This window comes from Lysobacter enzymogenes (assembly GCF_900106525.1).
In the GTDB taxonomy this organism is placed as follows: Bacteria; Pseudomonadota; Gammaproteobacteria; order Xanthomonadales; family Xanthomonadaceae; genus Lysobacter; species Lysobacter enzymogenes.
This window is the reverse complement of the sequence record NZ_FNOG01000002.1, coordinates 578,033-599,847: the sequence shown is the minus strand read 5'-3', so window position 1 is coordinate 599,847 and position 21,815 is coordinate 578,033. Positions and strand designations below refer to the sequence as shown.

Annotated in this window: 4 protein-coding genes; 3 read left to right on the top strand and 1 reads right to left on the bottom strand. The window is 72.4% G+C overall.

Features of this window, described 5'->3' with window-relative positions:
* Window positions 1-11: 11 nt before the first annotated feature.
* Complete coding sequence (locus tag BLU84_RS06790; RefSeq protein ID WP_074864302.1) at window positions 12-1,325, bottom strand: TCR/Tet family MFS transporter; 1,314 nt, start codon at window positions 1,323-1,325, stop codon at window positions 12-14.
* Window positions 1,326-1,630: 305 nt separating this feature from the next.
* On the opposite strand from BLU84_RS06790, the gene BLU84_RS06785 reads away from it, so the two are divergent.
* From BLU84_RS06785 to BLU84_RS06775, 3 genes are read left to right on the top strand one after another with little or no spacing between them, the layout of a single operon-like run.
* On the top strand, window positions 1,631-7,090 hold the full coding sequence (locus BLU84_RS06785) for a type I polyketide synthase (RefSeq protein WP_074864300.1): 5,460 nt from the start codon (window positions 1,631-1,633) through the stop codon (window positions 7,088-7,090).
* Window positions 7,087-21,066, top strand: a complete 13,980-nt coding sequence (locus BLU84_RS06780) for a non-ribosomal peptide synthetase (protein WP_074864297.1) — start codon at window positions 7,087-7,089, stop codon at window positions 21,064-21,066. The genes BLU84_RS06785 and BLU84_RS06780 overlap by 4 nt, the downstream gene beginning before the upstream one ends.
* Complete coding sequence (locus BLU84_RS06775; RefSeq protein ID WP_074864295.1) at window positions 21,063-21,794, top strand: thioesterase II family protein; 732 nt, start codon at window positions 21,063-21,065, stop codon at window positions 21,792-21,794. The genes BLU84_RS06780 and BLU84_RS06775 overlap by 4 nt, the downstream gene beginning before the upstream one ends.
* The last annotated feature ends 21 nt before the right edge of the window (window positions 21,795-21,815 follow it).

Sequence of the window (21,815 nt, the reverse complement as noted above, 5' to 3'; positions counted from 1 at the left end):
CCGAACCCGGCTCAGCGCGCCTCTGCGCCGGCCTCGCGCGGCGCGGGCGTCGGCGCCGGCTCGAAGTCGACCGGCGCCGAACCCGCCAACGCAGCGGGCTCCGGCGTCGCCGCCTTGGCCGGGATCGCCCACCACACGATCGCCACGGCGGCCAGCAGCAACACGCTGGCGACCAGATACGGCGCGCCCGGCAGCGGCAGCCGCGTGTCCGGCAGGGTGACGTAGGCGAAGCTGCTGGCGTACAGCGCCGGGGCCAGGATGCCGGCCAGCGAGATCAGGCTGGTCAGCGCGCCCTGGGCGCGGCCTTGCGCCTGCGCGTCGATGCGCTGGCTCACCATCGCCTGCGCCGCGGGCAGGGCCAGATACCACAAGGCCGCGATCGGCATGCCCCAGAAGAACCAGCGGGTGTCGCCCGCGGCCAGCATCCACAGGCCCAGCGTGCCGCAGACCAGGCCGAACAGCAGGGTGGCGCGCTCGCCGAAGCGCCGCGCCATCGGCGCCACCAGCGCCACGCTGACCACCGCCGCCATCGCGCCGACCGCGGCCAGCACATAGCCGGCCTGCTTCTGGCCCCAGCCGAACTGATAGTCGGCATAGAGCACGAACACGATCTGATGCGAGAACTGCGCCAGCGAGTGCAGGAACACCACCGCGGCCAGGGCCAGCACCTGCGGTTGTTCGCGCAGGAAGCGCAGCGAGGCGAACGGATTGGCCTGGGCCCAGTCCACGCGCGGCGCGCGGCGCTCGGGCGGCAACGATTCGGGCAGCACCAGCCAGCCGTAGAGGAAGTTGGCCAGGGCCAGCGCCGCGGCCAGCCAGAACGGATAGCGCAGGTCGTAGTCGCCGAGCACGCCGCCGATCAAGGGGCCGAGGATGAAGCCGACGCCGAACGCCGCGCCGAGCAGGCCGTAAGCCTGCGCGCGGTCTTGTTCGCGGGTGACGTCGGCGACGTAGGCGTTGGCGACCGGCGCGCTGGCGGCGAACACCGCCGACACGATCCGTCCGGCCATCAGCCAGGCCAGCCCGTCGGCCAGCGCCATCACGATGAAGTCCACGCCCAGGCCGAAGCACGACAGCAGGATCACCGGGCGTCGCCCGTAGCGGTCCGACAACGCGCCCAGCAGCGGCGAACAGGCGAACTGGATCGAGGCGAACACCACGCCGAAGATGCCCACCCACCACGCCGCGTCCGACACGCTGCCGCCGGCGAACTGTTCGAGCAGGTGCGGCAGCACCGGGATGATCACGCCGAACGACAGCACATCGATCAGGACGGTGAAGAAAACGAAGATCAGCCCGGCTTTCCGCTTCGATGGCGAGCTCATTGGGAGGTCCATTCCTTGGCTTCGACGACAGGCGCAGAACCGTGACGGGTTTCGGTGCCTTCCTGCGAACTACGTTAGCAGGACGGTCGCGGCCGCGCGCCCTGCGCATGCATCACGACCGGTAACGCATGCAGCGTATACCGGATCGGTGACACAGCGTATAGCGCGACTGCTACGCGCATTGAATATGTCGTTGGCCGCATTGACCGGTGTAATACGTTGTGGTTTACGATGATATTGCGTCACACACCGCATGTAGCTTGCGGTCGTGCTCATGGATCGACAACGTCGCAAGGACCAAGGGAATGGAAACGTTTACGGGCATTAATGCGTCTGTGGCCATCGTCGGCATCGGTTGCCGTTTTCCGGGCGGCGGTAACGACCCCGAAACGTTCTGGGACAAGCTCTCGCAAGGGATCGATTGCATCGGCGAGGTTCCCGCCGATCGCTGGCATCGCGACAACTTCTACCATCCGCGCAAGGGCGTGCGCGGGAAGTCGGCCACCCGCTGGGGCGGTTTCGTCGACGGCATCGACCGCTTCGACGCCGGGTTCTTCGGCATTTCGCCGCGCGAAGCGGCGGTGATGGATCCGCAGCAGCGCCTGCTGCTGGAAGTGTGCTGGGAAGCGTTCGAGGATGCGGGCATCGTGCCGTCGTCGCTGCACGAGCGCGCGGTCGGCGTCTACATGGGCGGCTTCACCCTCGACTACATGCTGCAGCAGCTGGGCAATGCGGATTACCGCAACGTCGAGGCGCACACCGCCACCGGCTCGATGATGACCCTGCTGGCGGCGCGCCTGTCCTACGTGTTCGGCCTGCGCGGCCCGTGCATGTCGATCGATACCGCGTGTTCCTCGTCGATGGTCGCGGTGCACCTGGCCTGCCAGAGCCTGCGCAACGGCGAATCCGACATCGCCCTGGCCGGCGGCGTCAACGCGCTGCTCGGCCCGGCCTACACCATCGCCGAATCGCAGGCCGGCATGCTCTCGCCGACCGGCCGCTCGCGCGCGTTCGATTCGCGCGCCGACGGCTATGTGCGCGGCGAAGGCGGCGGCATCGTCGTGCTCAAGCGGCTCGACGATGCGCTGGCGGCCGGCGACCATATCTATGCGACGATCCGCGCGACCCAGTCCAACCAGGACGGCCGCAGCCAGGGCATCACCGTGCCGAGCGCGGACGCGCAGCGCCTGCTCATGCGCGCGGCGCTGGCGGCGGCCGACGCGGCGCCGGCGCAGATCGACTATGTGGAAGCGCACGGCACCGGCACGCCGGTCGGCGATCCGATCGAGGCCGGTGCGATCGGCTCGGTGATGAGCGAAGGCCGCGACCCGGCCGAGCCGTGCTTGATCGGCTCGGTCAAGACCAACATCGGCCATACCGAAGCCGCCGCCGGCGTGGCGGCGCTGATCAAGACCGCGCTGGTGCTGGAGCGCGGGCAAGTGCCGCCGCATCTGCATTTCCTCGAGCCCAACGCGCAGATCGACCTGCAGGCGCTGAAACTGCGGGTGCCGACCGGGCTGACTGCGTTGCCGCGCCGCGACGGCGCGACGCTGGCGGCGGTGAACTCGTTCGGTTTCGGCGGCAGCAACGCGCACGCGATCCTGGCCAGCGCGCCCGCGCCGACCGCGCCGGCGCAGCCCGAGCCGGCGGCCGCGGGGCCGTGGCTGCTGCCGCTGTCGGCGCGCCATCCCGATGCGCTGTCGGCGCTGGCCGGCCGCTATGCCGACCGCCTCGAACGCGGCGGCGCGCTTGCCGACGTGGCATTGCAAGACCTCTCCCGCGCCGCCGCGCTGGGCCGCGAGCATCATCCGCACCGCGCCTGCGTCGCCGCCGATTCGGCCGAACAACTGGCGCAACGCCTGCGCGCGTTGGCCGACGAGGGCCGCAGCGACGGCGCGTGGACCTCGGATACGCCGGTGCAGTCCGCGCCCGGCCTGGTGTTCGTCTATTCCGGCTCGGGCCCGCAGTGGTGGGGCATGGGCCAGCAGCTGTACCGCCGCGAGCCGGTGTTCAAGGCCGCGGTCGACCGTTGCGCGCAGCTGTTCGCGCAGGTGGCCGGCTGGGATTTGCTGCCGCATATGCTGGCCGAGTCTGAGACCGCGCGCGCCAACGACACCGATGTGGTGCAGTCGGCCGGCTTCATCCTGCAGGTGGGCCTGACCGAGCTGTTGGCGCAGTGGGGCGTGCGTCCGGCCGCGATCGTCGGCCACAGCCTGGGCGAGATCGCCGCGGCCTACGCCGCGGGTTGCCTGAGCCTGGAGGACGCGGTGTGCGTGATCCATCATCGCAGCCGCCTGCTGCACCGCATGGCCGGCCACGGCGCGATGCTCGCGGTCGGGCTGGCGCGCGAACAGGCGCAGGCGGCGATCGACGCGCTGGCCGATCCGACCGTGTCGATCGCCGCGATCAACGGGCCGGCCCAGGTCACCGTGGCCGGCTCGCTGGACGGCATCGAACGCCTGCAGGCCGAACTCGCCGCGCGCGAACTGTTCGTGCGCCGCTTGCGCGTGCAGGTGCCGTTCCACAGCTGCTACATGGACGGCCTGCGCGAGGAGATGCTGGCCTGCACCGCGGCGGTGGCGCCGCGCGAGCCGCAGGTGCCGCTGTATTCGACCGTGAGCGGGCAGCGCGTGGACGGGCACCTGCACGACAACGCCTACTGGTTCGCCAACATGCGCGAGCCGGTGCGCTTTTCCGATGCGGTGACGGCGATCCTGGCCGAGGGCGGCGCGCATTTCGTCGAAATCTCGCCGCACCCGGTGCTGGCCTCGTCGCTGGGCGAATGCGCCAACGCCGCCGACCGCGCGGTGCGCACCACCGCGACCCTGCACCGCGAGCGCGACGAATCCGAGCGCATCGCCGCGGCGGTCGCCGAGCTGTACTGCGCCGGCGCCGCGCCGGACTGGTCGCAGCGCCTGCCGCGCGGCGCGCACGTGCGCCTGCCGACCTATCCCTGGCGCAAGGAGCGCCACTGGCACGAATCGCCGGGCTCGGCGCGCGCGCGCCTGCAGGCGCTGCCGCATCCGCTGCTGCAACGGCGCATCGACCACGACCTGCCGAGCTGGGAAAGCGATCTGGACAGCCCGCAGCTGGAGTTCCTGCAAGACCACCAGCTCGACGGCACCGTGGTGTTCCCCGGCGCCGGCTACGCCGACATGGCGCTGACCGCCGCACGCACGCTGCACGGCGGCGACGCGCGTCTGGCCTTGGCCGACATCCGTTTCGAACGCGCGCTGTATCTGTCGCAGGAGCAGGCCGCGACCTTGCGCGTGGGCCTCGACGCGGACACCGGCGCGGTGCGCATCGCCAGCCGCGGCGAGGACGAGCGCTGGCGCACCCACTGCACCGGCCGGATCGAATTCGACACCGACGCGCGTCCCGCGCCGGCCGATCTGGACGCGCTGCGCGCGCGCTGCCCGCGCGACATCGCGGCGGAGGACTGCTACGCCTATTTCCGCAGCGTCGGCCTGCAATACGGCCCGACCTTCCGCGGCCTGGCGGGCCTGCGCCAGGGTGAGGGCGAAGCGCTGGCGCGGGTTGCGGTGCCGGCGGCGCTGCACGAGTCGCTGGACCGCTTCCATCTGCATCCGGCCGTGCTCGACCTGTGCTTCCAGACCCTGGCCGCGGCGCTGCCGCTGCAGGTGGAAGGCTCCAAGGTCTACATGCCGACCGGCTTCGCGCGCGGCCGCAGCTACGGCGCGTTCGCGCCGGATCTGTACATCCACGCGCGGGTGACCCGGCGCGAGGACGACCGCATCCACGGCGACGTGCGCGTGTACGCGCCGGACGGCGAACTGCTGCTGGAAGTCGCCGATTGCGCGGCAAAGGTGCTCGGCGGCGCCGGCGGTTTCATCGAGACGCCGCAGCGCCTGTACGCGCCGGCCTGGCGCGAGGCCGAACTGCCCGCCGCCGCGGCGATGGCGCCGGGCGCCTGGTTGTTGCGCGGCGACGGCGCGCTGGCCGCGGCGGTGGCCGCGGAACTGCGCGGGCGCGGCCACGCCTGCATCGAATTGAGCGCCGAGCCTGGCTTCGTCGCGGACGATGTCGAGGCTTGGTCGCGCGCGCTCGACGCGCACGCCGCCGCATTGCGCGGCGTCATCGACCTGGTGCCGCCGGCGCCGGCCGAACCCGACGCGGCGCAGGCGATGACCTTGCTCGCCGAACGCTGCCTGCCGACGTTCGACGCCGTGCGCGCGCTGGCGCGCCGGGTCGCGGCGGAGAAGCCGAAGCTGTGGATCGCGACCCAGGCCGCGCAACGCGTGCTGGCCGGCGACCGCGCCGATCCGTTCGCCGGCGCGGTCTGGGGCCTGGGCCGGATCGTCGGTCACGGCGAACACATCGACCTGTGGGGCGGCGCGGTCGATCTCGACGGCCGCGATGCCGCGAGCGACGCGCGCAACCTCGTCGACGAATGCCTGGCGACGCGGCGCGAGGACCAGATCGCCTGGCGCGACGGGCGCCGTTATTCGCTGCAGTTGGAAGACAGCGGCGTCGACGCGGCGCCGGACGCGCTGCCGGCGTTGCGCGCGGACGCCAGTTACCTGATCACCGGCGGGCTCGGCGCGCTGGGCCTTGAAATCGCTGCGTGGCTGGTCGAGCGCGGCGCGCGTCATCTGATCCTGATCGGACGCACGCCGCCGCCGCCGCGCGCGCAGTGGCGCGACCTGCCGAACGGGCATGCGCAGGCCGGCTTGGTCGCGCGCCTGCTCGAACTGGAACGCGCCGGCGCCAGCGTCGCGGTGGAATGCTTCGACATCGCCGACGCGGCGGCGCTGGACGCGCTGATCGCGCGCATGGACGGCGAATGCCGGCCGCCGATCCGCGGGGTGATCCACTCCGCCGGCGTGGCGCGGCCGCAGTTGCTGGCGCAGAGCGACCACGCCGAGTTCCTGTCCGCGTTCCCGCCCAAGGCGGTCGGCGCGTGGAACCTGCATCGGGCCTTCGCCGTGCGGCCGCTGGATTTCTTCGTGCTGTTCTCGTCGGTGGCCGCGCAGGTCGCGTCGATGGGGCAGGGCAATTACGCCGCCGCCAACAACTTCCTCGATCTGCTCGCCCAGCACCGGCGCGCGCAGGGCCTGCCGGCGCTGAGCGTGGGCTGGGGGCCGTGGGGCGATGTCGGCATGGCGATCAAGCTCGACCTGACCACGTTCTTCCACGACCGCGGCCTGTACCCGATGTCGGCCGAGCAGGGCTGCCGCGCGCTGGGGCGGTTGCTGACCGCGCCGGAGCTGCCGCATGCGGTGGTGCTGGGCGCGAAGTGGACGCGGGTCGGCGAGACCAGCCCGCTGGGCATCGCCGCGCCGCACATCCAGGCGCTGGTCGAGGCCGAGCGCCAGGAAGATGCGCAGGCCGGCGCCGGATCCGGCGAAGACAAGGTCGATATCCACCTGCGTCTGGCCCAGTGCGAGGACGAGCCCGCGCTGGCGCGGACCCTGGCCGAGTACGTGCGCGAACTGGCGTGCCGGATTCTGCGCGCCGATCCGTCGGCGTTGGGTCTGGACGAAAGCCTGTCCCAGCTCGGCCTGGACTCGATGATGGCGATCGAGATGAAGAACCGGATCGAGCATTCGCTGCGGGTCGGCTTGTCGGTGCTGGAACTGCTCAAGGGCGCCAGCCCGAATCAGCTCGGCGCGTTGCTGGCCGCGCAGATCCAGGCCGACCGGCTGGCCGCGCAGGACGCGGCGGTGGCCGAAGTGCTGGCGCAGATGAGCGAGCTCAGCGACGACCAACTGGAAAGTCTGCTCGCGGGCGGAGACGAGGCATGAGCGATCTGGAATCGAAACTGCGCGCGCTCACGCCCGCGCAGCGCGAGCTGCTGCAACGCACCCTGGCGCGCAAGCGCGGCGCGGCCGAACCGGCCGCCGACGCGCAGGCGCCGCTGACCGACACCGAGGACCAGTGGTTCGCGCTGTCGAGCGAGCAGCTGGCGCGCTGGGCCCAGTACCGCTTGCGTCCGCACGAACAGGGTTCGCACAACAACGTGTTCGCCGCGCGCGTGCACGGCGCGATCGACCCGCAACGCCTGTCCGCCGCGTTGGCGGCGCTGCTGCGCCGCCATCCGATGCTGCGCGCGCGCATCGGCGAGCACGAGGGCGAGCCGGCGCAACGCATCCAGGCGCAGGTCGGCGATGCGCTGCGCATCGTCGATGCGAGCGGGCTGTCGGAAACGCAACTGCGCGAGCGGGTCACCGAAGACGCGCTGCGCGCCTTCGACCTCGACCGCCCGCCGCTGCTGCGCGCCTGCGTTTACCAAGCCGGCGCGGACGCGGCGGTGCTGATGATCGCGTTCGACCACATCGCCGGCGACGGCTGGTCGTACTGGCGGCTGTTGCAGGAGCTCGGCGAGTTGCTAGACGCCGCCGCCCCCGACGCGGCGCAGGCGCCGCCGGCCGGCGGTTATTCGCAGCGCGTGCGCCAGCAGCGCGAGTGGCTGCAAGGCGCCGATGCGCAGCGCCAGCACGAGTACTGGTCCGCGCAACTGGCCGGCGACCTGCAGGCGCTGCCGTTGCCGGCCGATGCGCCGCGCCCGGCACGCGGCGGCGGACGCCGCCACCTGGCGCGGCGGCAGTTGCCGCAACCGCTGGCGCAGCGGCTGACCGAACTGGCGCGCGCGCACGACAGCACCCTGTTCAGCGTGCTGCTGGCCGGCTACAAGATCGTCCTGCACCGCTACACCGCGCAGGACGACATCGTGGTCGGATCGCCGGTGCCCGGGCGCGGCGACCCGCGCTGGAGCGAGGTGACCGGCGATTTCGTCAACGTGCTGGCGCTGCGCGACAGCGTGCACGGCGACGAGCGCGTGGCCGCGCTGCTCGCGCGCGTGCGCGACACCGTCTACGCCGGCATGAACCATCAGGATTATCCGTTCGGCGCCTTGCTCGAACGCCTGCCGCTGCGCCGCGGCGGCGACGACAATCCGGTGTTCCAGACCCTGTTCGTGCTGCAGAAGGCGCGCCACGGCGCGGCCCTGGCCGGACTGTGGCGCGAACCGGACGAGGCTGAGCCGGTCGCTTGGGGCGGGCTGTCGCTGCGGCCGTACCCGCTGCCGCTGAGCAGCGGCGGGCACGGCGGCGTCGGGCTGATGTTCGAGGCGCTGGAATGGGACGACGGCATCGGCCTGGTGCTGTCCTGCGACGCCGACCGCTACCGCGCCGACACCGCCGAACGCATCGCCGATGCGTGCGTGGCGGTGCTGGAAGGCATGGCCGCCGATCCGGACGCGCGCGTGGATGGGCTGCCGATCCTCGGCGCGCACGAGCGCCAGCGCCTGCTGGAGACCTTCAACGACACCGCCGCGCCGTTCCCCGACGCGCACTGCCTGCACCAACAGTTCCAGGCCCGCGTCGCTGCTGCGCCGGAAGCGATCGCCGTGGTCGGCGAGGGCGAGCGCTGGAGCTACGCCGAACTCGACGCGCGCGCCAATCGCCTGGCTCATCGTCTGATCCAGGCCGGCGTCGGCCCGGAACAGCGGGTCGCGGTGTGCATGCAGCGCTCGCCGGCGATGGTGGTCGCGCTGTTGGCCACGTTGAAGGCCGGCGGCGCTTACGTGCCGCTGGATCCGGGCTACCCGCCGCAACGCTTGGAGGAATTGCTGGCCGACTGCGCGCCGCAGGCGCTGCTGGCCGACGCGACCGGACGCGCGGCGCTCGGCGCGGCGGCGCAGGCCGCGCTCGATCCGAACGATGTCGGCGACGGCCCGGACCATGCGCCGCAGGTCGAAGGCCTGGGCGCGCGCAACCTCGCCTATGTGATCTACACCTCCGGTTCGACCGGCCGGCCCAAGGGCGTGATGGTCGAGCACCGCTCGGTCGTCAACCGTCTTGCCTGGATGCAATCGGCCTATGGCTTGCAGCCCGGCGAGCCGGTGCTGCTGAAGACGCCGTTTTCGTTCGACGTGTCGGTGTGGGAATTCTTCTGGCCGCTGCTGTACGGCGCCACCGTGGTGGTCGCCGCGCCCGAGGCGCACAAGGATCCGGCCGCGCTGGCCGCGACCATCGTCGAACACGGCGTGACCACCGTGCACTTCGTGCCGTCGATGCTCGGCGCGTTCCTGCGTTCGCCGCATGCGGCCGGCTGCACGTCGCTGCGCCGCGCGGTGTGCAGCGGCGAGGCGCTGCCGGCGCCGCTGGTGCGGCGCTGGCGCGAGCTGCTGCCGTGGGCGGCGCTGCACAATCTCTATGGCCCGACCGAGGCCACGGTCGACGTCACTGCGTGGACCTGTCCCGACGATTTCGACGCCGACACGGTGCCGATCGGCAAGCCGATCGACAATATCCGCGCCTACGTGCTCGACGGCCGCGGCGAACCGGCGGCGTTGGGCGCGATCGGCGAGCTGTACCTGGGCGGCGTCGGCGTCGCGCGCGGCTATCTCAACCGGCCGGAACTGAGCGCCGAACGCTTCGTCCACGATCCCTTCCACGGCGACGCGGACGCGCGCATGTACCGCACCGGCGATCTGGCGCGCTGGTCGCCGGACGGCGAGCTGCTGTACCTCGGGCGCAACGACCATCAGGTCAAGATCCGCGGCTTCCGCATCGAACTGGGCGAAATCGAAGCGCGCCTGTGCGCCTGCGTGGCGGTGCGCGAGGCGGTGGTGCTGGCGCAGGGCGAAGGCGAGGCCGCGCGGTTGGTGGCCTACGTGCTGGCCGAGCACGACCCAGGGCTGGCGGCGGAACTGCGCGAGCGCCTGCTGTCGAGCCTGCCCGAGCACATGGTGCCGTCGGCGTTCGTGCGCATGGACGCGTGGCCGCTGACGCCGAACGGCAAGCTCGACCGCCGCGCGCTGCCGGCGCCCGACGCCGCGGCGCTGGCGCAGCGGGCCGAGTACGCGCCGCCGCAGGGCGAGGCCGAGATCGCGATCGCCGCGGTCTGGCGCGAACTGCTGGAACTGGAGCGGATCGGCCGCGACGACAATTTCTTCGCCTTGGGCGGGCATTCGCTCAAGGCCATCGGCATGGCCGAGCGCCTGCGCCGGCAGGGCTGGGCGGTCGAGGCCGGCGCGGTGTTCGCCGCGCCGACGGTGCGCGCGCTGGCGGCCCAGGCCAGCGCTGCGAGTGCGACGGTGCAGGCCGCCGAAACGGCGCCGCCGAACCTGATCGAGGCGGGCAGCGCAGCGATCGACCCGTCGATGCTGCCGCTGGCCGAGCTGACCCAGGCCGAGATCGACCGCATCGTCGCCGCGACCCCGGGCGGCGCGGCCAATATCGAAGACATCTACGCGCTGTCGCCGTTGCAGCAGGGCCTGCTGTTCCATCACTTGCTCGGCCACGACGCCGGCGACACCTACGTGCAGCGCTGGCTGCTGGAATTCGCCTCGCGCGCGGACCTGCAGCGGTTCCTCGACGCGGCGCAAGTGGCGGTGGACCGGCATGCGGCGCTGCGCACTGCGCTGCACTGGCAGGAGCTGGCGCAGCCGGTGCAGGTGGTGCTGCGGCGCGCATCGGTGCCGGTGGAAGAACTCGCGGTGCAGGGCGACGCGCTGGAAACGCTGCGGCGCCACAGCGACCCGCGCCGGCAGCGTCTGGATCTGCGCCAGGCACCGCTGCTGCGCGCCTGCGTCGCGCAGGCGAGCGACGGCACGTGCTACCTGGCCTTGCTCGGCCACCACGCCATCGTCGACGGCGCGACCTTGCAGCTGCTGCTGGACGAGTTGAGCGAAATCTCCGCCGGCCGCGCCGCCGCGCTGCCGCCGCCGTGGCCGTACCGCAACTTCATCGCCGCCGCGCGCCGCCAGCCGGCGCAGGCGCACGAGGCGTATTTCCGCGCGCGTCTGCACGATGTGGACGAGCCGACCGCGCCGTACGGCGCGCTCGACGTGCACGGCGGCGCCGACCTGCTGGAGGCGCAGACCGCGCTGCCGGCGTCGCTGTCGGCGCAGTTGCGCGAGGGCTGCCGGCGCGCCGGCGCCACCCCGGCCGCGCTGTTCCACCTGGCCTGGGCGTTGGTGGTCGCGCGCGCCAGCGGGCGCGAGACGGTGGTGTTCGGCACCGTGTTGTCGGGCCGGCAACGCGCCGGCGAAGGCGCGCAGCGCGCGCTCGGCCTGTTCGCCAACACCTTGCCGCTGCGGGTCGACCTGGCCGGCACCGCCGCGCTGCAGGGCCTGGAGCGGATCCAGGCGCACCTGGCCGAACTGCTCGACCGCGAACAGGCGCCGCTGGCGCTGGCGCAGCGCTGCAGCGCGGTGGACGCCTCGCTGCCGCTGTTCACCAGCGTGTTCAACTACCAGCGCCGGCGCGATATCGACGGCGACGGTGCGATGCGCCTGTGGGACGGCGCGCGCGTGCTCGGCGGCGAACAGCGCAGCAACTATCCCTTGTCGCTGAACCTCGACGACGACGGCCGCGGTTTCCGCGTCGGCGTGCAGTGCTGCGCGCCGATGGACCCGCAGCGGATCGTCGCGGCGATGCTGACGGCGGTGGAAGGCCTGGTGCAGGCGCTGGCGCAGCGTCCGCAGCGCCTGCTGGCGCAGATCGACACCTTGCCGGCCGGCGAGCGCGCGCTGTTGCTGCACGACTTCGGCGTCGGCCATGCCGCCGATGCCGACGAACCTGCGCCCGAGCCAGTGCACGCCCGGATCGAAGCCTGGGCCCGCGCCACCCCGCACGCGCCGGCGGTGCTGCACGCCGACGGCGAGCTGAGCTACGCCGAACTCAATGCGCGCGCCAACCGGCTCGCGCACCGGCTGATCGCGCTGGGCGCCGGGCCGGAACAGCGTATCGCGCTGTGCCTGGAGCGTTCGCCGCAAATGGTGGTGGCGGTGTTGGCGGTGCTGAAGTCCGGCGCCGCGTACGTGCCGCTGGACCCGGACTACCCGGCGCAGCGGCTGGCCGACAGCCTGGCCGACACCGCGCCGCTGGCGATCCTGGCCGATGCGGCCGGGCGCGCCGCGCTGGCGGGCGCGCAGGCGCGCGCGCCGCTGCTCGATCCGGCCGCGGACGACGCGGACGAGGGCACGGCGCAGGACAGCGCCGATCCGTGCGTGCCCGGGTTGGGCCCGGATTCGCTGGCCTATGTCATCTACACCTCCGGCTCCACCGGCAGGCCCAAGGGCGTGATGATCGAACACGGCCAGCTGGCCGCGTCCACGCGCGTGCGCAACGCCTGTTACGGCGATACCCCGCAACTGCGCTTCCTGCTGCTGTCGCCGCTGGCCTTCGACAGTTCCGTCGCCGGCCTGTTCGGCACCCTGTGCGCCGGCGGCGCGCTGTGCCTGCCGGCGCGCGATGCGGCGCTGTCGCCGCCCGCGCTGGCTCGCGCCATCGCCGCGCACCGGATCACCCGCCTGCTGTGCGTGCCGTCGCTGGCGCGGCTGCTGCTGCCGGAACTGCGCGACGACGCGCACGCCAGCCTGGCCGAGCTCATCGTCGCCGGCGAAGCCTGCCCGCCGGCGCTGGCGGCCGAAACCGCCGCGCTGCGCGGCGACGGCGCGGCGCCGATCGCGCTGTACAACGAATACGGACCGACCGAAGCCACGGTCTGGGCCAGCGTGCACCGTTGCGTCGAGGAGACCGGCGCGACCGTGCCGATCGGCCGGCCGATCGGCGGCGCGCGCATCTATCTGCTCGATCCGCACGGCGAACCGGTGCCGGTCGGCGTGCCCGGCGAGTTGTTCGTCGGCGGCCGCGGCGTCGCGCGCGGTTATTTGAACCGCCCTGAGCTGAGCGCCGAGCGCTTCGTGCGCGACCCCTTCGTCGCCGCCGCCGGCGCGCGCATGTACCGCACCGGCGATCTGGCGCGCTGGCGCGCCGATGGGGCGCTGGAATACCTCGGGCGCAACGACGCCCAGGTCAAGATCCGCGGCTTCCGCATCGAGCCGGGCGAAATCGAAGCGGCGCTGCTGCGCTGCGACGGCGTCGCCGAGGCTGCGGTGATCGCGCGCGAGGACGCACCGGGCGACAAGCGCCTGGTCGCCTACGCGGTGGCGCGGCCCGGCGTCGCGCTGGACGCGGCCGCGTTGCGCGAGCAACTGGCGCTCGGTCTGGCCGAGCACATGCTGCCGTCGGCCTACGTGCAACTGCCGGCGCTGCCGCTGAGCCCCAACGGAAAACTGGACCGGCGCGCATTGCCGGCGCCCGACGCCGGCGCGCTGGCGGTGCGCGGCTACGAGCCGCCACAGGGCGCGACCGAGCAAGCCATCGCCGAGGTGTGGCAGGAGTCGCTGGGCGTCGAGCGGGTCGGACGCCACGACAATTTCTTCGCCCTCGGCGGCCATTCGCTCAAGGCCATCGGCATGGTCGAGCGGCTGCGCCAGCGCGGCCTGAACCTGGACGCCGGCGCGGTGTTCGCCGCGCCGACGCCGCAGGCGCTGGCCGCGCGTTTGTCTGCGAGCGCTAGAGCCGCGGCTGAGCCGGAAACGCCGCCGAACCTGATCGCGGCCGACGCCACGGCGATCGAGCCGTCGATGCTGCCGCTGGTGGAGCTGAGCCAGGACCAGATCGACCGCATCGTCGCCGCCACGCCCGGCGGCGCGGCCAATATCGAAGACATCTACGGCCTGTCGCCGCTGCAGGAGGGCATGCTGTTCCACCACCTGCTCGCCGACGCCGGCGGCGACGCCTACGTGCAGCGCTGGGTGCTGGCGTTCGATTCGCGCGCGCGGCTGGACGAGTTCCTGGCCGCGGCGCGGCAGGTGTCGGCGCGCCACGGCGCGCTGCGCACCGCGCTGCACTGGCAGGGCCTGCCGCAACCGGTGCAGGTGGTGCAACGCCGCGCCGACATCCCGCTCGAAGAGCTGCCCGCGCAGGCCGACGCGCTGGACGCGCTGCTGCGCCACAGCGACCCGCGCCGGCAGCGCCTGGACCTGGGCCAGGCGCCGCTGCTGCGCGCCTGCATGATCGAATCCGACGACGGCGCCTGCCATCTGGCCCTGCTCGGCCATCACCTGATCATCGATCACGTCAGCCTGGAACTGCTGCTGGAGGAAATGCAGGCGATCGTCGCCGGCCGCGCCGAGGCCTTGCCGGCGCCGTGGCCCTACCGCGATTTCATCGCCGCCGTGCAACGCGCGCCGGCGGCGGACTTCGACGATTACTTCCGCGCCCGCCTGGGCGATATCGACGAACCGACCGCGCCGTTCGGCGCGCTGGAAGTGCGCGGCAGCGGCCAGGACATCCACGAGGCCGAGGTGGCGCTGCCGGCGGAGCTGTCGGCGCAGGTGCGCGACCTCGCCCAGCGCCACGGCGCCACGCCGGCGGCGTTGCTGCATCTGGCCTGGGCCTTGGTGGCCGCGCGCGCCAGCGGGCGCGAGAGCGTGGTGTTCGGCACCGTGCTGTCCGGCCGTCAGCGCGGCGGCGAAGGCGCGGCGCGCGCGCTGGGGCTGTTCGTCAACACCTTGCCGTTGCGGGTGGACCTGGGCGCAACGCCGGTGGTCGAGGCGCTGGCTGCGATGCAGGCCAACCTCGCCGATCTGGTCGCGCACGAATACGCCTCGCTGGCCCAGGCGCAGCGCTGCAGCGGCGTGGACGCGGCGCGGCCGCTGTTCACCAGCGTGTTCAACTACCGCCACAACCGCACCACCCGCGCCGGCGCGCAGACGCCGCTGTGGGACGGCGCGCGGGTGATCGACAGCCAGGAACGCAGCAACTATCCGCTGCTGCTCAACCTCAACGACGACGGCGAGGGCTTCTCGCTCGGCGTGCAGTGCTGCGAGCCGATGGACCCGCAACGCATCGGCGCCAACATGCGCATGGCGGTGGCGGGGCTGGTCGAGGCGTTGGCGCAGGAGCCGCAGCGCGCCCTGGCCCAAATCGAAGTGCTGCCGGCCGAAGAGCGCGCGCTGCTGCTGCAACAGCGCAACGCCACCGAGGCGGCGTATCCGCACGAGAGCTGCCTGCACGAGCTGTTCCGCGCCCAGGCCGACGCCACCCCCGACGCCATCGCGGTGATCGGCGATGGCCGGCGCTGGAGCTACGCCGAACTCGACGCGCGCGCCAACCGCCTGGCCCATCGCCTGGTGCAGGCCGGCGTCGGGCCGGACCGGCACGTGGCGGTGTGCATGCAGCGCTCGCCGGCGATGGTGGTCGCGCTGCTGGCCACGCTCAAGGCCGGCGGCGCCTACGTGCCGCTGGACCCGAGCTATCCGGCGCAGCGGCTGGCCGAGCTGATCGAAGACGCCGCGCCGATGCTGCTGCTGGCCGACGCGGTCGGCCGCGCTGCGCTGGACGGACACACGCTGGAGACGATCGATCCCAACGAGGATGTCGACGGCCCTGGCCACGATCCGCACGTCGAGGGCATGCATTCGCGCCGGCTGGCGTATGTGATGTACACCTCCGGCTCCACCGGCCGGCCCAAGGGCGTGATGATCGAGCACCGCTCGGTGGTCAACCGCCTGGCCTGGATGCAGACCGCGTTCGGGCTGCAGCCCGAAGAGCGCGTGTTGCAGAAAACGCCGTTCACCTTCGACCTGTCGGTGTGGGAGTTCTTCTGGACCCTGCTGTGGGGCGGCACCCTGGTGGTGGCCGCGCCCGACGCGCACAAGGACCCGGCCGCGCTGGCCGCGACCATCGTCGAGCACGAGGTGACCACCGCGCATTTCGTGCCCTCGATGCTGGGCGTGTTCCTGCAGGCGCCGGAAGCCTCGCACTGCGTTTCGCTGCGGCGCACGATCTGCGGCGGCGAAGCGCTGCCGGCGGCGATGGTGCGCAAGTGGTATTCGCGCCTGCCGTGGGCGCGGCTGCACAATCTCTACGGCCCCACCGAGGCGACGCTGGACGTGACCGCCTGGGCCTGTCCGCCCGATTTCGACGGCGATGCGGTGCCGATCGGCCGGCCGATCGACAACAATCAGGTCTACGTGCTCGACGGCCGCGGCCAGCCGGTGCCCACCGGCGCGATCGGCGAGCTGTACCTGGGCGGCGTCGGCATCGCGCGCGGCTATCTCAACCGCGCCGAACTGACCGCCGAGCGCTTCGTCCACGATCCCTTCCACGGCGATGCGGATGCGCGCATGTACCGCACCGGCGACCTGACCCGGTGGTCGCCGGACGGCGAACTGCTGTACCTGGGCCGCAACGACCACCAGATCAAGATCCGCGGTTTCCGGGTCGAGCTGGGCGAGATCGAGGCGCACTTGTGCGAATGCGAGGAGGTGCGCGAAGCGGTGGTGGTGGCGCACGGCAGCGGCGAGTCGACCCAGTTGCTGGCCTATGTGCTGGCGGCGCCGGACCCGCAACTGGCGGCGTCGCTGCGCGCGCAATTGCTCGCGCGCCTGCCCGAGCACATGGTGCCGGCCGCGTTCGTGCGCCTGGACGAATGGCCGGTGATGCCCAATGGCAAGCTGGACCGGCGCGCCTTGCCGGCGCCCGACGCCGGCGCGCTGGCGGTGCGCGGCTACGAGCCGCCGCAGGGCGAGACCGAGCAAGCCATCGCCGAAGTGTGGCAGCAATCGCTGGGCGTCGAGCGGGTCGGACGCCACGACAATTTCTTCGCGCTTGGCGGGCATTCGCTCAAGGCCATCGGCATGGTCGAGCGGCTGCGCCAGCGCGGCCTGAACCTGGACGCCGGCGCGGTGTTCGCCGCGCCGACGCCGCAGGCGCTGGCCTCGCGCCTGGCCGCTAATGCGAGCGCGGCCGCAGCCGAAGTGGACGCGCCGCCGAACCTGATCGCGGCCGATGCCACGGCGATCGAGCCGTCGATGCTGCCGCTGGCGGAACTGAGCCAGGACGAGATCGACCGCATCGTCGCCGCCACCCCCGACGGCGCGGCCAACATCGAGGACATCTACGGCCTGTCGCCGCTGCAGGAGGGCATGCTGTTCCATCACTTGCTCGTCGGCGAGGAAGGCGGCGCCTACGTGCAGCGCTGGATGCTCGGGTTCGACTCGCGCGCGAGCCTGCAGCGGTTCCTGGCGGCGATGACGGTCGCGGTGGCGCGCCACGGCGTGCTGCGCACCGCGCTGCATTGGCAGGGGCTGTCGCAGCCGGTGCAGGTGGTGCAACGGCAGGCGGCGCTGCGGATCGACGAACTGCTGGTGCAGGACGAGGCGCTGGCCGAGCTGCGGCGCCATACCGATCCGCGCCGGCAACGCCTAGAGCTGGACCGCGCGCCGTTGCTGCGCGCCTACATCGCCGAAGCCGGCGACGGCGCCTGCTATCTGGCCTTGCTCGGGCACCACGCCATGGTCGATCACCTGACCCTGGAGCTGTTGCTGGAAGAACTGCGCGAAATCGCCACCGGCGGCGCCGAGGACTTGCCGGCGCCCAAGCCTTATCGCGATTTCATCGCCGCGGTGCGACGCGCGCCGGCGGCGGATTTCGACGACTACTTCCGCGCCCGCCTGGGCGATATCGACGAACCGACCGCGCCGTTCGGCGCGATCCAGGTCCACGGCAGCGGCCGCGACCTGCGCGAAGCGACGCTGGCGCTGCCGGCGCAGCTGTCGGCGCGGGTGCGCGCGGCGGCGCAGCAGCGCGGCGCTACGCCGGCGGCGTTGCTGCATCTGGCCTGGGCCTTGGTGGTGGCGCGCAGCAGCGGGCGCGAGAGCGTGGTGTTCGGCACCGTGCTGTCCGGCCGCCAGCGCGGCGACGGCGCCGCACGCGCGCTCGGCATCTTCGTCAACACCTTGCCGTTGCGCGTGGATCTGGCCGACGCCGACGCCAGCGCCGCGCTCGCTGCGATCCAGTCCGACCTAGCCGAGCTGATGCAGCGCGAGCATGCGTCGCTGGCACAGGCCCAGCGCTGCAGCGGGGTCGACCCGGCTGCACCGCTGTTCACCAGCGTCTTCAACTACCGCCACAGCCGCGAGGCGCTCGACGGCGCCGCCGCCGAGCTGTGGGACGGTGTGCGCGTGCTCGGCGGCGAAGGCCGCAGCAACTATCCGTTGGCGCTGAACCTCAACGACGACGGCGAGGGTTTCTCGCTAGGCGTGCAATGCGCCGCGCCGATGGATCCGCAGCGTATCGGCGCCAACCTGCGCGCCGCGGTCGAGGGATTGCTCGACGCGCTGGCCAGTCCGGAGCGCGGCGCGCTGGCCGCCATCGATGTGCTGCCGACCGAAGAGCGCACGTTGCTGCTGCAGCGGTTCGCGCTAGCTGACGGCGCGAGCGCGACGATCGATGCCGACGAGGGAATCGACGCCAACGCGCTCGCATCCGCCGATGCGGTCACAGCCGAAACGATCCACGCGCGCTTCCGCGCGCAGGCGCAAGCCACGCCTGCCGCCATCGCGATCAGCTGCGGCGAACGCCAGCTCAGCTATGCCGAGGTCGAAGCCGATTCCAACCGCTTGGCCCAGCACCTGATCGCGCTCGGCCTGGACGCCGAATCGCGCATCGCCGTGTGCCTGCCGCGCGGCCCCGAGTTCGTGGTCGGCCTGCTCGCCGTGCTCAAGGCCGGTTGCGCCTACGTGCCGCTGGACCCGGCCTATCCGCTCGAACGCCAGCGTTACCTGCTGGCCGACAGCGGTGCGCGCGCGGTGCTGACCGAAAATGCGCAATGGCAGCGGTTGCTGCCTGCTTGCGACGCAGCGTCGCCGCCGGTTGCCGTGTTGCTCGACGACGCAGCCACCGTCGCCGTCATCGCAGCGCAATCGCCGCGCGCCGAGGACGTGGCCGCGCCGGCGACGGCCGCGCGCTCGCTGGCGCATGTGATCTACACCTCCGGCTCCACCGGCCAACCCAAGGGCGCGATGCTCGAACATGCCGGCGTGGTCGAACTGATGACCGGCAACGGCCGCATCGGATTCCAGCCCGACGACTGCTTCGCGCACTGCTCCAGCCAGGCCTTCGACATGACCACCTGGGAGGTCTGGGGCGCGCTGTTGAACGGCGCCCGCCTGCACGTGGTGCCGCGCGAGGCCTTGCTCGATGCGGGCCGGCTCAACGCCGAACTGCTGGCCTGCGGCGCGACCCAGATGATGCTGCCGACCGGGTTGTTCAACGAGCATGCCGAAGCCTTGCAGCCGGCGTTCGCGCACCTGCGCGATCTGTTGGTTGGCGGCGACGTGCTCGACCCGGCGCGCATCGCCGCGACCCTGCGCGGCCCGGCGCCGCCGCAGCGGCTGTGGAACGTGTACGGGCCGACCGAAACCACGGTGATCGCGACCGCGCACCGCATCCTCGCCGGCGATTGCGGCGGCGCCGTTCCGCTCGGCCGCCCGATCGCCGGGGCGCGCCTGTACCTGCTCGATGCGCGCGGCCGGCCGGTGCCGGTGGGCGCAGTCGGCGAACTGCACATCGGCGGCCGCGGCGTCGGCCGCGGCTATCTCGGCCGCGATGCGCTCACCGCCGAGCGCTTCCTGCCCGATCCGTTCGCGGAGTCGCCCGATGCGCGCATGTACAAGACCGGCGACCAGGCGCGCTGGCGCGCCGACGGCACGCTCGAGTTCCTCGGCCGCAACGATTTCCAGGTCAAGATCCGCGGCTATCGGGTCGAGCCGGGCGAAATCGAAGCGGCGCTGGCGCAGTGCGAGGGTGTGCGCGAAGCGGTGGTGATCGCGCGCGGCGAGTCCGCCGCCGACAAGCATCTGGTCGCCTACGTCGTGGCGCGGCCGGGCAGTACGCTGGAGCCGGCGCAGTTGCGCGAACAACTCGCGCAGACCTTGGCCGACTACATGCTGCCCGCGGCCTATGTGCTGCTGGATGGGCTGCCGCTGACGCCGAACGGCAAGCTCGACCGGCGCGCCTTGCCGGCGCCGGACGCCGCCGCGCTGGCGGCGCGCGGCTACGCGCCGCCGCAGGGGCCCATCGAGCGCGCCATCGCCGCGGAGTGGCAAGAACTCCTGGGCGTCGAACGCATCGGCCGCTACGACGATTTCTTCGCCCTGGGCGGCCATTCGCTCAATGCGATGCGTTCGCTCGCGCGCCTGCAACAGGCCCTGGGGCGCGAGGTGCCGCTGGCCGCGCTGTTGGCCCGGCCGAGCGTGGCCGAACTGGCCGCGGCGTTGGAGCGCGACCTGCATGGGCTGCTGGCGGTGCCGCTGCGCCGCGCCGCCGCCGGCGTGCCGACGTTCTGCCTGCACCTGATCGACGGCAGCGTGACGCCGTACCTCGCCCTGGCCCAGACCCTGGGCGAAGCCGGGCCGGTGTACGGCTTGCAGGCGCCGGACCCGGACGAGCTCGCGGCGCGTTTCGACGATCTCGAAGGTCTGGCCGAGGCCTACGCCGACGAGATCGAACGGATCCATGGCGAAGGCGGCTGCCGCCTGGTCGGCTGGTCGGCCGGCGGCGTGTTCGCGACCGCGGTGGCGCAGAGCCTGGAGCGGCGCGGGCGCCGGGTCGATTCGCTGACCCTGCTGGACTGCCGTCCGATCGAACCGCAGTCGGCGCAGGACGAATGGACCTACGCGATGGCCCTGGCCATCGGTTCGATGCGCGGCCGCTTCCTCGATGCGGACGAGCACGCAGCCTTGGACGCGCAACTGCGCGCGGCCGAACTGCAACCCGAGCCGTTCCTGGCGCCGCAAGCGCAGGCGCAGGCGCTGAGCTTCCTGCAAGCGTGGACCGGAACGCCGATTCCGCCGCAGCAGCTCGCGCACCTGCGCAGCCGCATGCGCACGATGCTGGCCTGCTTCGGCTTGCTGCGCGGCTATCGGCCGCCGTCGCTGCGGGTTCGCCCGCAGCGGCTGTGGGTCGGCGAACCCGGCGCGCAGGCCTGGCCGTTGCATCCGCACAGCGAGCGCGACGGCGAGATCCACGGCCGCGCCGAGGGCGACCACGAAAGCATGATGCAGCCGCCTAACGCCGCCGGCCTGGGCCGCGCCATCGTGGACGAGTGGCGTCGGCAGGCGGCTGCGCAGGCATGAGCGCAGGGTCGTGGATCGTCGGCCGGCCACCGCCGGCCGGCCGCCTGAGCCTGTATTGCTTCCCCTACGCCGGCGGCAATCCGGTCGCGTTCCTGCCCTGGCAGGAACGCCTGCCGGCGTGGATCCGGGTGCGCGCCGTACAACTGCCCGGGCGAGCGCAACGTTTGGCCGAAGCGCCGATGCACGAGTGGCCGCCGCTGATCCAGGCGTTGGCCGATGCGGTCGCCGCCGAACGCGCGCCGGCGTTCGCGTTCTTCGGCCACAGCCTCGGCGCGTTGATGGCGTTCGAAACCGCGCGCGCCTGCGCCGACCGCGGCCTGCCGCTGCCCGAGCGGCTGATCGTGTCCGGCTGCGCCGCGCCGAGCCTGCGCGAACCGGAAATCGGCCTGCACCAACTGCCCGAGCCGGCGCTGATCGCGCGCTTGCGCCAGTACCAAGGCACGCCCGATGCGGTGCTGGCCAACGCCGAACTCATGCGTGTGCTGTTGCCGACGATCCGCGCCGACCTGCGCTTGAGCGAGGACTACGTGCGCGCGCCGAGCCCGTCATGGCGCCTGCCGATCGACGCGTTGTACGGCCGCGGCGACGAACTGGTCGGCGAACACATGAGCGGCTGGAGCGAGGAAACCCAGGGCGACACGTCGATGCACGGATTCGACGGCGGGCATTTTTTCCTCGAAACCCGGCGCGACGAAGTCATCGCGACGGTCGCCCGTCTGTTGGCTTAGCGACGCGCGCCCGCGGCGGCG

Bases quoted from the DNA above. Each gene is read 5' to 3' on its own strand.
- BLU84_RS06790 (WP_074864302.1), bottom strand. From the start codon at position 1,325: ATGAGCTCGCCATCGAAGCGGAAAGCCGGGCTGATCTTCGTTTTCTTC.
- BLU84_RS06785 (WP_074864300.1), top strand. From the start codon at position 1,631: ATGGAAACGTTTACGGGCATTAATGCGTCTGTGGCCATCGTCGGCATC.
- BLU84_RS06775 (WP_074864295.1), top strand. From the start codon at position 21,063: ATGAGCGCAGGGTCGTGGATCGTCGGCCGGCCACCGCCGGCCGGCCGC.
- BLU84_RS06780 (WP_074864297.1), top strand. From the start codon at position 7,087: ATGAGCGATCTGGAATCGAAACTGCGCGCGCTCACGCCCGCGCAGCGC.